The organism is Rufibacter immobilis (assembly GCF_003721565.1).
GTDB lineage: Bacteria > Bacteroidota > Bacteroidia > Cytophagales > Hymenobacteraceae > Nibribacter > Nibribacter immobilis.
On the sequence record NZ_RJJE01000002.1, the window covers coordinates 532,118 to 545,594 of the forward strand.

The 13,477-nt window shown below is 54.8% G+C and carries 9 protein-coding genes; 5 read left to right on the forward strand and 4 right to left on the reverse strand.

Features of this window, described 5'->3' with window-relative positions; all coding sequences use genetic code 11:
- Position 1: 1 nt before the first annotated feature.
- The 3 genes from EFA69_RS04760 to EFA69_RS04770 form a co-directional block, all read right to left on the reverse strand.
- Positions 2-4,372: a CusA/CzcA family heavy metal efflux RND transporter gene (locus tag EFA69_RS04760; RefSeq protein ID WP_123131930.1), complete on the reverse strand. Its 4,371-nt coding sequence runs from the start codon at positions 4,370-4,372 to the stop codon at positions 2-4.
- Between the two features lie 430 nt (positions 4,373-4,802).
- Positions 4,803-5,186, reverse strand: a complete 384-nt coding sequence (locus EFA69_RS04765) for a hypothetical protein (RefSeq protein WP_123131931.1) — start codon at positions 5,184-5,186, stop codon at positions 4,803-4,805.
- Between the two features lie 652 nt (positions 5,187-5,838).
- Positions 5,839-5,976 carry a 30S ribosomal protein THX gene (locus EFA69_RS04770; RefSeq protein WP_123131998.1) on the reverse strand — a complete coding sequence of 46 codons (138 nt, stop codon included), beginning with the start codon at positions 5,974-5,976 and terminating at the stop codon, positions 5,839-5,841.
- Between the two features lie 277 nt (positions 5,977-6,253).
- Between EFA69_RS04770 and uvrA the strand changes: the two genes are divergently transcribed.
- Positions 6,254-9,073, forward strand: a complete 2,820-nt coding sequence (gene uvrA, locus EFA69_RS04775) for an excinuclease ABC subunit UvrA (RefSeq protein WP_123131932.1) — start codon at positions 6,254-6,256, stop codon at positions 9,071-9,073.
- A gap of 339 nt (positions 9,074-9,412) precedes the next feature.
- Here uvrA and EFA69_RS04780 read toward each other — a convergent pair whose 3' ends face one another.
- The gene (locus EFA69_RS04780; protein ID WP_148041265.1) at positions 9,413-9,604 is read right to left on the reverse strand and encodes a hypothetical protein; all 192 of its coding nucleotides are present in this window, start codon (positions 9,602-9,604) and stop codon (positions 9,413-9,415) included.
- 45 nt (positions 9,605-9,649) lie between these two features.
- On the opposite strand from EFA69_RS04780, the gene EFA69_RS04785 reads away from it, so the two are divergent.
- The 4 genes from EFA69_RS04785 (at position 9,650) to prmA (ending at position 13,470) form a co-directional block, all read left to right on the forward strand.
- Positions 9,650-10,315: a carotenoid biosynthesis protein gene (locus tag EFA69_RS04785; RefSeq protein ID WP_123131934.1), complete on the forward strand. Its 666-nt coding sequence runs from the start codon at positions 9,650-9,652 to the stop codon at positions 10,313-10,315.
- Positions 10,305-11,456: a lycopene cyclase family protein gene (locus EFA69_RS04790; RefSeq protein ID WP_123131935.1), complete on the forward strand. Its 1,152-nt coding sequence runs from the start codon at positions 10,305-10,307 to the stop codon at positions 11,454-11,456. The genes EFA69_RS04785 and EFA69_RS04790 overlap by 11 nt, the downstream gene beginning before the upstream one ends.
- Before the next feature lie 150 nt (positions 11,457-11,606).
- Positions 11,607-12,371 (forward strand): triose-phosphate isomerase, encoded by a 765-nt coding sequence (gene tpiA / locus EFA69_RS04795; protein ID WP_123131936.1) that lies wholly within the window; start codon positions 11,607-11,609, stop codon positions 12,369-12,371.
- 103 nt (positions 12,372-12,474) lie between these two features.
- On the forward strand, positions 12,475-13,470 hold the full coding sequence (gene prmA / locus EFA69_RS04800; protein ID WP_317125617.1) for a 50S ribosomal protein L11 methyltransferase: 996 nt from the start codon (positions 12,475-12,477) through the stop codon (positions 13,468-13,470).
- Positions 13,471-13,477: the final 7 nt, after the last annotated feature.

The following is a 13,477-nucleotide window of genomic DNA, read 5'->3' on the forward strand; positions in this document are numbered from 1 at the left end:
ATTAGTTGCCTCTTAGGTATTGGAGTTGAAAGACGTTTAATTGATAATCCAGCAGAAGCTGGAGGTAATTCTGCTGGGTGCGCAGCTGCTGGTCGGCGGCCTGGAGGTAGCTCAGGTAGCTGGCCTCGCCGCTGCGGTAAGCTTTGTCGGCTTGGGTGAGGGCCAGGCGAGCGTTCACCAGCACCTGATCCCGGTAAAACTGCACGCTCTGGCGCAGCCGCTGGTGGGTTTCCTGCGCCGCCTGCCACTCGCTCTGCAAGAGGTGCTGCTGGTTTTGGAGCAAGGCCTCCGCGGCTTGCTTGCCCAAAGCGGCAGCTTTCACCCGCGCCCGTTGTGCCCCTTGCCACAGCGGCACCGCCACCCCCGCTTCCACCCCCTGAAACCGACGGCTTCTGTCAGCGGCTGTTTCTACGCGCCCGTTGATGTCATAAGTACCAATCAAGGACTGGTTGAAATACCCCAGCGTAAGATCAGGCGCTAATCTGCTTTTCTCCACCTGCCGCTCGCGGTCAGCTACGGCAATCTGCTGTTGGTGCACTTGCAGGAGCGGGTGGTGCTGGGTTTCGGCTACGCCGAAGGAAGTGCTGTCCAGTTGCAGCGGCTGCGGCTTGATGTGCAAGGGTTGCGGGGCCTGCACCAAAGCATTCAACTGCGCCTGCGCCACGGCTAAAGCGCTCTGGTTCTGCCGGAGGCGGTCGGTGAGTTCCAGGCGTTGGGTAGTGGCGGTGGTTTTCTCCAGCAGCCCCGTCTCTCCGGTCCTGAACCTGACCTCGGCGGCCCGCTCTAATACCTGAAAGATGCTATCTTGCCGCTGTAGCAGTTGGTGGGCCTGATGCAGAAATGCCAACCGGGCATAGGCTTGCTTTACCTGATACAGCAGGTCGTGCTGCTCCAGATTCAGTTGTTGCTGGCTCAGGTTCTTCTGTTCCTGCAACAGCTTGCCCTGCGCTTTCCACACCGTAGGGAACGGAATAGTCTGGCTCACGCCAATGCGGTCATCGGTGATGGGGCTGTTGATTTCGCCCTGGCTATAGGAAAGCTCGGTCTTGGGAATGTCCACGGCGGTTTTCTGCAACGCACCCCGCATCTCTACTTCCAGCACCGTGCTTTTGAGCTGCTGGTTGTGCTGCTTCGCTAGCTCCAGCACCTGGGCCAGCGACAGCGTTTGCGGCGGAGTGGTTTGGGCTTGCGTGTTCAAAGGCAACGCCAGACCGAACGGCAGGAGCCACAGCGCCGCCGATTTCTTCAGCCCGCCAAAGCCCCGCTCCGAGAAATAGTAGATGATGGGCAGCACCACCAGCGTGAGCAGCGTAGCCGAGAGCAGTCCGCCAATCACCACGGTAGCCAAAGGTTTCTGCACTTCGGCGCCCGCCGAGGAGGACAAGGCCATGGGCAGGAAACCGAGCGAGGCCACGGTGGCCGTCATGATGATGGGCCGCAGACGGGCAGCCGTTCCTTCGCGTATGATTTGTTCCAGGTTGGTCATGCCGCTGGCTTTTAGTTGGTTGAAATACCCGATCATCACAATGCCGTTGAGCACCGCCACGCCAAACAGCGCAATGAAGCCCACACCCGCCGAGATGCTGAACGGCATGTCTCGCAGGAGCAGGGCAAACACGCCACCAATGGCCGACAGCGGAATGGCCGTGAAGATGAGGATAGACTGTTTAATGGATTTGAAGGCAAAAAACAGCAGCACGAAGATGAGCGCCAACGCCAGCGGGACCGCCACCGAGAGCCGTTCTTTGGCTTCAATCAGGTTCTGGAATTCGCCGCCGTAGGTGATGGTGTAGCCGGGCGGCAACTGAATCTGCGCCTCAATTTTCTGCTGAATCTCGGTGACAATGCTCTGCACATCGCGGTTGCGCACGTTAAAACCAATGGTGATGCGGCGGCGGGTGCCGTCGCGCTGAATCTGGTTGGGGCCTTCCTTCATCTCCACCTGGGCAATGTGCTCCAGCGGAATCTGCAGGCCGTTTTCATTGCTCACGTACAGGCGCTGCACATCCGTAATGTCCTGTCGGTTCTGCTGGTTCAGGCGCACCACCAGGTCAAAGCGTTTCTCGCCTTCATACACCTGGCCCGCAATTTCACCGGCAAAGGCGGCGGTGACGGTGCGGTTCACGTCTGCAATGGTGAGGCCATAGCGGGCAATCTGCTCGCGATCATATTGTACCACCACCTGCGGCAGTCCACTCATTTCCTCAATGTACAGGTCCTGCGCGCCTTCAATGGGTTGCACCAGTTTGCCAATTTTCTGCGCGTACAGGGCCAGCTGGTCCATGTCTTCGCCGTAGATTTTGAGCACCACGTCTTGCCGCGCGCCCGTCATGAGCTCATTGAACCGCATCTGAATGGGCTGCTGCACGCCGAAGGTGGCCTGGGGAAGATTCTGGTGCAGGACGTCAGACATTTTGTTGGCCAGCTCCACCCGGGAACTGGCGCTGGTCCATTGGTCGCGTTCTTTCAGGACCACAATCATGTCGCCTAGTTCCACGGGGTTGGGTTCGGTGGGCACTTCGGCAGAGCCGATTTTGGTGACTACTTTCTCTACCTCAGGGAAGGTCTGCTTGAGTACCTTGGAGGCTTTCTGCACCACTTCAATAGTCTCGTTAAGGGAGCTGCCGGTGAGCACGCGGGTTTCAATGGCAAAATCGCCTTCGTCCAGTGACGGAATAAACTCGCCGCCCATCTGCGTGAACAGCACCAATGACAGCGCGAACAACCCCAATGCAATGCCCAATACCAATGTTTTGGCGCGCAACGCGAAGTTGAGGAGCGGTTGGTACGCGCGGTTGATGGCCTGCATGATTCGGTCTGAAATGTTCTCTTTGTGCTGGGTTTTGCGGCTCAAGACCAGCGAGGCCATCATGGGCACGTAGGTGAGCGACAGCAGGAACGCCCCCAGAATGGCGAAGGAAACGGTCTGCGCCATGGGCTTGAACATCTTGCCCTCAATGCCCACCAGCGCCAGAATAGGCAGGTACACAATTAAAATGATAATTTGCCCGAACGACGCAAAGCCCATCATCTTGCTGGCCGAGCCCTGCACCTCATCGTCCATCTGCTTGCGCGAGAGCCTGAACACGCCCTGCTGCGCGTACTCGCTGGTATGGATGCTGTGAATGACCGCCTCCACAATAATCACAGCCCCGTCCACAATCAGCCCGAAGTCCAGTGCGCCCAGGCTCATGAGGTTCCCAGACACGCCAAACACGTTCATGAGCGAGATGGCAAACAGCATGGCCAGCGGAATCACGGAGGCCACCAACAAGCCTGCCCGCCAGTTGCCCAAGAGCAGCACCAGCACGAACACCACAATCAGCGCGCCCTCGGCGAGGTTGGTTTCTACGGTGTTGATGGCGCGGTTCACCAGCTTGGTGCGGTCCAGGAATGGCTCCAGCACCACGCCCTTCGGTAGGGTTTTCCTGATTTCAGCCACCTTGTCCTTCACCCGCTGAATCACCTGGGACGAGTTTTCGCCTTTGAGCATCATCACAATGCCGCCCGCTACTTCGCCCTGCTCGTTCACCATGGCGCCGTACCGAATGGCCGAACCTTCCCGCACCTCGGCCACGTCTCTTATTAGGACTGGCGCACCGCCTGCGGTGTTGGTGACCACAATGCGGCCAATGTCCTCGGGACTTTTCACCAGCCCTTCGGTGCGGATGAAGTAGGCGTTGGGGTCTTTTTCAATGTAAGCGCCGCCCGCGTTGGCGTTGTTTTTCTCCAGCGCGTTGAAAATATGGGTGATGGTGAGGTTGAAACTGCGGAGCTTCTCGGGGTTGATGGCTACCTCATACTGCTTCAGCTTGCCCCCGAAACTACTGACCTCGGCCACGCCGGGCGTTCCCAACAGTTGCCGACGCACAATCCAGTCCTGAATGGTGCGCAGTTCGGTGGCGTTGTACTTGCTTTCATATCCGGCCGCCGGCCGAAGCTCATATTGGTAAATCTCGCCCAAACCGCTGGAAATAGGCGCCAACGTGGGCGAACCCATGCCTTCGGGAATCTGTTCCTCGGCTTCTTTCAGTTTCTCGGTGATCTGCTGGCGGGCCCAGTAAATGTCGCGGTCCTCGTCAAAGACCACCGTCACCAACGACAGCCCGAAACGGGAGAACGACCTGATCTCGGTCACGCCCGGCACGCTGGCCACCGACTGCTCCACGGGGAACGAGATGAGCCGCTCCACCTCCTGCGCCCCCAACGACGGCGACACCGTGATGACCTGCACCTGGTTGTTGGTGATGTCGGGCACGGCATCAATGGGCAGGCGCTGCACGTTGTACACGCCCCACGCCACCAGCGCCACCGTGAGCAAGCCTATCACCAGCTTGTTCTTGATGGAAAACTCTATAATCTTCTGTAACATGTTCTTGATTTGGAATGACGCCGTTTCTGGCCTGTTTTCTCAAAAACAAGCCAAAAGCAGCAAAGCCGGAGAACGCCTGAACGGTAGCCGTCCCGACGGTTCTGGGAAAATGAGGTTGATTGGGCTATTGGCAGAGACGCTCACAGGTCTGGGTTAGTCCTGAGTGCTGAGTCTAGAGTTCTGAGTTTGGAGTGTGTTTCGGGGCAGTTTTTCAGAAAATAGGCCAAAAACAACTTTACACTTCTCGTTCAGGACTGAATGCACCAGATCTTTCTTTGTCATCCTGGAAGGAACTTGGTTGCGAACGGTAGTGACGTTTCTTGAACGCTATACTAGTTTGCTCACAAGGTTCTTTCAGAATGACAGAAGAGAGAAGCCTGGGCTTTTGAAAGTAGCCAGACTGCTGTTGCTGCCAATAAAAGGGGAGTTGTTACGCTACCTGCGGAGGTTGCCAAATGCTACCGGCAAAGGCGTCTGCCACTCTGGGTTGAGGGTGGGAAAGGTAATGCTGTGGCTCCTGGGTTTCCTGTAACTGGAAAGAAGGCTGCAGCAAAGGCACGGCTACAAAGTAATCATACGCCGAGTTGCCCATCTGCTTGAGCGGGAGCCGGTCGTGGTTTTCTGAGCGGGTGTTTTCGGAGCCCTGGTAGTGCATGTGCAGGAACTCCGTGAAGCTTAACTGTCCGTTCAGGGCCACGTGCGTCTGGTAGTGCTGCAGCAAATCAGAGATTTTGGAAAGCTCATGCAGGTCTGAGTTGGGCAGCAGGGAGCCCAGGAAAAGATACACCGCAAAGAAGATAACCCTGATTTTCAAAGCAACTGCGTAGGTTCTGGGGGCAAAGATAACGGGAATGGTAGAAAGATGGAAATCAAAGATAAAGAGAGGGGGCGTGGGTACAGACGCTCGCAGGTCCTCCGGACGCTACGAGGCCTTGGGAGAATCGCTGATTGCTCATTGAAAAAAAACAAGCACTGGCGCGAGTCTTTGACTCGTGACATGTAGTGGTGCGAGTCTCCAGACTCGCCGGGAGCCATGGGAAGATCTGCCATGCGTAGACCCACCCCTACCCCTCCCGGGAGGGGAATGATCTGGAAGGCGCGGATCAGCAGGTGTCAACATCCCCTTCGCCCCCTTCAAAGGGGGAGTATCAGCTAGGGTGTGGTCAAAGCCATCGTCACGGGTGTCGCTTTCGTGCTCTACCATTCCATGGGAAAGGCTTCTACTGATATGCGATTCAGCTCCTATGCAACAAGACTCCCCTCCTGGGAGGGGTAGGGGTGGGTTCAATCGGCTGGCCGCCGCATTATCGTCCGCTCCCAAGACCTCGTAGCGTGCGCAGCACCTGCGAGCGTCTGCGCCAGTTGCGTTTCGGGGCTGTTTTTCTAAAAACAGGTCAAAAACAGGAATCCCCGCCAGAACCAAATCTGGCGGGGATTCCTGTTTTCGGCGCAAGCCGAATAAAATGTTACGCGCTGGCAGCGGCTTTGCTGGGGGCTAGCTTCGCCAACTTGGTCGCTTTGTTCTGGGCTTTCTTGGGACGGCTGTTCCCGAATGATCCCTTGCTGATTTTTCCTCTTTTGCTTTTAGCATCTCCTTTTCCCATAGTGGTACTGATTAATTGGTAAGTGAAACAATCAAATGACAAGTAATCTTTTCCGAGACGGAAGGGAAGAAAGTTACAAACTCAGCCAAATACCCGCAAATTTCTTCCGCCGTTTTTGGCCTGTTTTTGGGAAAACAGGCCAAAAACGCAATTGACGGTCAGGCTTCTAAATGCGGCGGCGTATGCCTACCTTTGCGGTTTAGCCTTCCGCCGTTTTGTGGCCGCGCAACAGAATTATTCTTGAGCGGTTTATGTTCTAGAGAGGCTACATTTCTATATGACAGAAGACATCATTCCGCAAGATACCCAAATAGACGCGCTGGACGCCCGCGAGCACATCATCATCAAACGGGCCCGCGTCCATAATTTAAAGAACCTGAGCGTGGCCCTGCCGCGCAATCAGTTCATTGTGGTCACCGGCCTTTCCGGCTCCGGCAAATCGTCGCTGGCCTTTGACACTTTGTATGCCGAGGGGCAGCGCATGTACGTGGAGAGCCTGAGCTCCTACGCCCGTCAGTTCCTGGGCCGCATGGACAAGCCCGATGTGGATTACATACGCGGCATCAGCCCGGCCATTGCCATTGAGCAGAAGGTGAGCATCCGGAACAACCGTTCCACCGTGGGTACCAGCACCGAGATTTACGACTACCTCAAGCTGCTGTACGCGCGCATTGGTAAGACCATTTCGCCGGTCTCCGGTAAAGAGGTGAAGAAAGATACCGTCACCAGCGTGGTAGATTACCTCATGGCGCTGGAAGACGGAACCCGCGTCATGATTATGGCGCCGCTGCAGCAAAACAAAGACCGCAAACTGAGCAAAGAGCTGGATTTGCTGTTGCAGAAAGGCTATTCCCGCGTGATTCTGAACGGTGAGCCCTTCTTTATTGAGGAACTCATTGCAGAAGGAAAACCTGAGCCCAAGGGCGAGGTCTTTATTCTCATTGACCGCGCCGTCATCAGGCATGACGAGGAAGCCGAAACCCTGCAGATGCGCCTCGCTGACTCGGTGCAGACCGCGTTCTACGAGGGCCACGACGAATGCCACGTGCAGCTGGGCGACGAGAAACGCGTGTTCTCCAACCGCTTCGAGCTGGACGGAATGGTGTTTGAGGAGCCCAGCGTCAACTTCTTCAGCTTCAACAACCCGTACGGTGCCTGCCAGACCTGCGAAGGCTGGGGCAGCGTGCTGGGCATTGACCCAGACCTGGTGATTCCAGACAAAAGCCTGACCGTGTTTGAGGGAGCCATCGCGCCGTGGCGCACCGAGAAGCAGAACGAATGGCTGCAACCGCTCATCAAAAACGGCATTCGGTTCGATTTTCCAATTCACCGTCCGTTCAACGAACTCACTGAGGAACAGCAGGAATTGCTCTGGACCGGGAACAAATACTTCGGGGGGCTGAATGACTTTTTCAAGCACGTACAGGCGCAGACGCACAAGATTCAGTACCGCGTGTTGCTTTCCCGCTACCGCGGCCGCACCGCCTGCCCAGACTGCAAAGGCTCACGCTTACGCAAAGACGCCAGCTACGTGAAGGTGGACGGCAAAAGCATCACGGATCTGGTGCTCATGCCTGTGACCAAAACGCTGGAGTTCTTCCAGAACCTGCATCTGAGCGAGCATGACCTAGCCGTGGCCGACCGCCTCATCACCGAAGTCACCAACCGCTTGAGTTACCTCGTGCGTGTAGGCTTGGGCTACTTGACCTTGAACCGTTTGTCCAACACCCTTTCCGGCGGCGAAAGCCAACGCATCAATCTGGCTACATCCTTGGGTAGTGCCCTGGTGGGTTCTATGTATATCTTAGATGAGCCCAGCATTGGGCTTCACCCCAAAGACGCTGACCAACTCATTGGTGTATTGCGCTCTTTGCAGCAAATGGGTAACACTGTGATTGTGGTGGAGCACGAGGAAGGCATGATGGAAGTGGCAGACCAGGTGCTGGACATCGGTCCAGAAGCCGGTTCAGGCGGCGGAAATCTCATGTTCCAGGGTTCGTTCCAGGACCTTTTGAAAAGTGATACCTACACCGGCCGGTATTTGAGTGGCCGCATGGAAGTGCCGGTTCCCACGCAGCGTCGCCCTTGGCGGAATTGCGTGGAAGTGCATGGTGCCCGCGAGAACAACCTCAAGAACGTGAGCGTGAAAGTGCCCCTGAACGTGATGACGGTGGTGACGGGCGTGAGCGGCTCTGGCAAATCTACCTTGATTAAGAAGATTCTGGCGCCGTCGCTCATCAAAGCCCTCGGCGGCCACGCCGATGCCACGGGTAAATTTGACAAACTCTCCGGTGACATCAACAAAGTGGCGCACGTGGAGTTCGTGGACCAAAACCCCATCGGCAAATCGTCGCGCTCCAACCCGGTGACCTACGTGAAAGCCTATGACGCCATCCGGACTATGTACGCCGACCAGCCCTTGGCGAAGGCGCGCGGGTTCAAGCCATCGCACTTCTCGTTCAACATTGAAGGCGGCCGTTGCGAGGTGTGCCAGGGCGAAGGCCAGGTGAAGATTGAGATGCAGTTTATGGCCGATATCTACCTAACCTGCGAGGCCTGCGGCGGGCAGAAGTTCAAGCAAGACATTCTGGACATTCAGTACCACGAGAAAAACATCTCCGAGGTGCTGGACATGACGATTGACGACAGCCTGATTTTCTTCAAAGACCAGCCCAAGATTCTGGAGAAACTGAAGCCGCTGCAAGACGTGGGCCTCGGTTATATTAGATTAGGGCAAAGCAGCAATACTTTATCTGGGGGTGAAGCGCAGCGCGTGAAACTGGCCTCGTTCCTGACCAAAGGCGCCACGCCACACAACGGCAATATCCTGTTCATCTTCGATGAGCCCAGTACCGGCCTGCACTTCCATGACATCAGCAAGTTATTAACTGCCCTGAATGCCCTGGTAGAAAACGGCAACACCGTGCTGGTCATCGAACACAACATGGACATCATCAAGTGCGCCGACTGGATCATTGACCTCGGCCCCGAAGGCGGTACTAACGGCGGCCACCTGCTGTTTGAAGGTACGCCGGAAGACTTGGTGAAACAGGCAGAAACGAACCACACTGCCAAGTATTTAAAACCGAAGCTGTAGGTCTATTTTTGGCCTGTTTTCAGAAAAAGAGCCGCTAAACGGAAAGTGTAAGAAATCCCTGTGCGATGAGAGAAGCCGCGCAGGGATTTTTGTTTCAGAACACTCGCAAAGCGGAGGAAACCCACCCCTACCCCTCCGAGGAGGGGAGCATCAGGAATGCGTAATCTTATAACCTCAAAAAGTTGATTATCACCATCTCAACGTCATCTATCTAAAGCTGCTTCTCGGAGCAACTCCCCTCCTTGGAGGGGTAGGGGTGGGTTTTCTCCTTTTGTCATCCTGAAAGGATCTTGTGGGCAATCTAAATAAGCCCTTACCAAACGTAAAGCCTTTTGCGGCTTAGATGCTTTCAGCAGAAGTAGGAGAAAAAATTTTCTCAGGAGCAGCAGAAGGCACATTGCCGTTTAGCGGCTCTTTTTCTAAAATCAGGCCAAAAACGGAGGACACAAAAAGCCATAGACTTTCCTGAGCCTTTATTTCGCTGGCAGGAGGGGTGGTTGCCGTGAACAAATCTTTCTGCTGCCGGTTCACTATATTGCCGCCTTTCGCGTACGCCAAGGGAAATCAATTTTGGGAATGAAAGACCTTTCTGTGCCTTTGCCTGTCAATAAGCTGTATGTCTCTATCATCATCCTCTGTCTGTTCCATGGCTGCGGACTCATTGGGTTCTACACGCCGTACCGGGATTGGTTTCTGAGTAACACGCCGCTCAACCTGATTCTGGCCACGGCGCTGCTGTTCTGGAACCACCAGGGGCTCACCCTGAAGATGGTAGCCGGCACCATAGGCGTATTTCTGGTAGGCTTCACCGCCGAGGTCATTGGGGTAGCCACGGGCGATGTGTTTGGGGAGTACTATTACGGCGATGCCTTCGGGCCGAAGTTCCTGGAGGTGCCCTGGCTCATTGGCATGAATTGGGCGGCCCTGTGTTTTGCAGCGGCTACGGTAGTCAATACCTGGCAGAAACCGTTCATACTAAAAGCAGCGGTGGCGGCGGCCATGCCCGTGAGCATTGATTTTTTGATTGAGCAGGTCTGCGAGAAGTTCGATTTCTGGTATTGGCAGGGCCACGTGGCGCCGGTGCAGAATTACATCAGTTGGTACGTGTTCAGTTTTCTGTTCGTGCTGGTGCTCATGCCGCTGCTCAGAAATTCCCAGAACAGACTGGCGCCGTACTTCCTGCTGGTGCAGTTCTTCTTCTTCCTGTTCCTCAACCTTGTAGAGTTTTTCTATGTCCGCTAACCCGCGCCCCTACGACTACATTATTGCCGGAGCCGGGGCGGCGGGCCTGAGTCTGCTGTGCTATCTGCTGGAACAGGAGCCCCTGCGGCATAAGCGTATTCTGCTGCTGGACCGCGACGCCAAGCAAACCAATGACCGCACCTGGTGCTTCTGGCAAACCGGGGAAAGTCCGTTTGAGAGCTGCCTCAAAAGTAAGTGGTCGGCGTTGTATTTTCATTCGCCCACGTTCTCTAAGTTGCTGGATATTCATCCGTACCAGTACAAAATGCTGGACAGCCTCTCGTTTTATGAATATTGCTTCGGGCTGATGAAGAAGTTCCCTAATGTGGAGTTCCGGCAGGAAGACATTATAAGAATAGAGCCTAACGGAACGGTGCATTGCGAGCGCGGCGTGTACCAGGCGCCGTACGTGTTCAACAGTGCGTTCTTCAAAATCAAGCAGCTGCCCAAAAAGCATTACATGGTGCAGCATTTCAAAGGCATTTTCATCAAAACCGCACAACCGGTCTTCAACCCGAAGGAGCCTACTTTGATGGATTTCCGGGTGGAGCAGCATCAAGATTGCCGGTTTATGTACGTGTTGCCCATTAATGCGCACGAGGCGCTGGTGGAGTACACCGGTTTCTCTGAGGCCGAGCTTCCCCAGGAAGCCTATGACCAGGAACTGAAAGCCTACCTCAGAGATTTCCTTCAGCTCACGGACTATGAGATCACGCACGAGGAATTCGGGATGATTCCCATGACCGATGCCCCGTTCCCCAGGCAGCAAAGTGCGCAGGTCATCAACATCGGTACGGCGGGTGGGGCCACCAAAGCCTCTACAGGCTACACGTTCAGCTTTATTCAGCGGCAGTGCTCAGCCATCGCCCGTAATCTAGCCCAGGGGAAAGCGCCGTTGGCGGGTACAGGGAGCGGGTTCAACAAGTTTGGGTTGTATGACAGCATTTTCCTGCGGGTGCTGCTGGAGAAGAAACAGGAGCCACGGCAGGTGTTCCATGACCTGTTCAGCAAACTGCCCGCCCCGCTCATCCTCAAATTCCTGAACGAAGAGACCTCTTTTCTTGAAGACTTCCGGATCATGAATGCCGTGGAGAAACGCATTTTTGTGCCCGCCGCCCTCAAAGAAAGCCTGCACCTGTAAGCACAAATGCCACCTCCGGCGCGTAGATCAGCCACAAATCCTTATCTTAGCGGCCACAGGGTACGCTGTTTTTGCCCTGATTTCAGAAAAGTAACCCCTAAACGCGCAGGCCTGAAAAGCTTCGCATTTCTTTATTATCTATTCAAGGCTATGAGAAAGAACATTGTTGCCGGTAACTGGAAAATGAACAAAACCTACCAGGACGCGCAGGCGCTGGTGAGCGAGATTGACAACATGGTGAAGGACGAGGTCACTTCTGATAACGTAGAGGTGATTGTCACGCCCCCGTTCCCCTTCCTGAGCACGGTCAGCAAATTAATCCAGGGCAACCCGCGCATGCATTTGGCGGCCCAAGACGTGAGTGCCCATGAGAGCGGCGCCTATACCGGCGAAGTGTCGGCGGCCATGCTCAAGTCAGTAGGCGTGGAGTACGTGCTGGTGGGGCATTCAGAGCGTCGTCAGTACCACCACGAAGATTCAGATCTGCTGTTCAAGAAAATGAAAGCGGCCCTGAAGGAAGGCATCAAACCTATTTTCTGCTGCGGGGAGCCCCTGGAAGTGCGGGAGTCTGAGCAGCATTTTGAGTACGTGGGCCAGCAGCTGAGAGACACCGTGGCGCATTTGAGTAACGAGGAGTTTGACCAGATTGTGATTGCCTACGAGCCTATCTGGGCCATTGGCACCGGCCGCACCGCCAGCAGCCAGCAAGCCCAGGAAATGCACGAATACATCAGAGAAGAGCTTTCCCGCCTGTTTGACGCCGAAGCTGCTTTCAATAAAACCATTCTGTACGGCGGCAGCGCCAACCCCGGCAACGCCAAAGAACTGTTCGCGCAGCCAGACGTGGACGGCGGTCTGATTGGCGGGGCTTCGCTGAAATCAAGAGACTTTACAGACATCATCAAATCCTTCTAGTTTCTTCCTGCTTTAGCTCCGGTGAGGAGCCGCATAGAGCACAGAAAGAAGCTCCCGCGTTTAGGGCCTGTTTTTCCAAAAACAGGCCCTAAACGCGTTTATAGTGATCCTGTCCTGGAGAATAGATAAACCTGACTCAGAAGAGAAACCTCTAAAGTTTAAATCATTTTCTAGAAATAAGTCTAATACGCAAGATATTACGCTTATTTTCGTTAAATTTTTAACCGCATCTGCTGCTTTTGCAGAAATATTAGAATCAACAAATATGAGTTTTATTGAAGTAACGGTTACCGCCTCAGAAGAATATGCAGAGATCCTGATCGCAGAGCTGGGAGAGCTGGGGTTTGACACGTTTCAGGATACCGAAAACGGGTTTCAGGCTTACATAGAGGAAGACCGGTTTGAGGAGGAGGCCTTGCAGGAAGTACTGGAGCGCTACCGTTTTGCGGGGGAGTTCCCGTACCAGACCAAGAGCATCGCCAAGCAGAACTGGAACGAAGAATGGGAGAAGAATTTTGAGCCGCTCCTTATCTCAGATAAAGTTTCTGTGCGCGCAGATTTCCATGAAAAGCCTGAGGGTGTGGCTTATGACATCGTGATCACGCCTAAAATGTCGTTCGGGACGGGGCACCATGAGACTACCACGCTCATGATTGAAAACCAATTGACCCTGGATCACGTTGGAAAGCGCATTTTGGATATGGGGTGCGGAACCGGCATTCTGGCCATCATGGCCGAGCAACTGGGCGCCCGCCAGGTTTTGGCCGTTGACATTGAAGACTGGACCGTGGAGAATGCTCGCGAAAACGCTGAACGCAATAACTGCGCTACTCTGGAAGTGCGCCTGGGCGACGCCAGCGTGTTGACCGGTGAGGCTCCCTTTGAGTTGATTCTAGCCAACATCAACCGCAATGTGCTGCTGGAAGACATGCCGGTGTACAGTCAATTGCTGTTACCCAACGGGCCACTGGTGCTTAGCGGATTTTACACCCAAGACCTTCCGCTGTTGCAGGAAAGAGCGGCAGAACTAGGCTTGGCGTTTGAATCTTCCAGAACTAAAAACAATTGGGTTTCGGCCATATTTAGAAAAAACAGCTAACCACTAG

Coding starts and splice junctions, on each gene's coding strand:
- tpiA (WP_123131936.1), top strand. CDS start 11,607: ATGAGAAAGAACATTGTTGCCGGTAACTGGAAAATGAACAAAACCTAC.
- EFA69_RS04790 (WP_123131935.1), top strand. CDS start 10,305: ATGTCCGCTAACCCGCGCCCCTACGACTACATTATTGCCGGAGCCGGG.
- EFA69_RS04770 (WP_123131998.1), bottom strand. CDS start 5,976: ATGGGAAAAGGAGATGCTAAAAGCAAAAGAGGAAAAATCAGCAAGGGA.
- EFA69_RS04760 (WP_123131930.1), bottom strand. CDS start 4,372: ATGTTACAGAAGATTATAGAGTTTTCCATCAAGAACAAGCTGGTGATA.
- uvrA (WP_123131932.1), top strand. CDS start 6,254: ATGACAGAAGACATCATTCCGCAAGATACCCAAATAGACGCGCTGGAC.
- EFA69_RS04785 (WP_123131934.1), top strand. CDS start 9,650: ATGAAAGACCTTTCTGTGCCTTTGCCTGTCAATAAGCTGTATGTCTCT.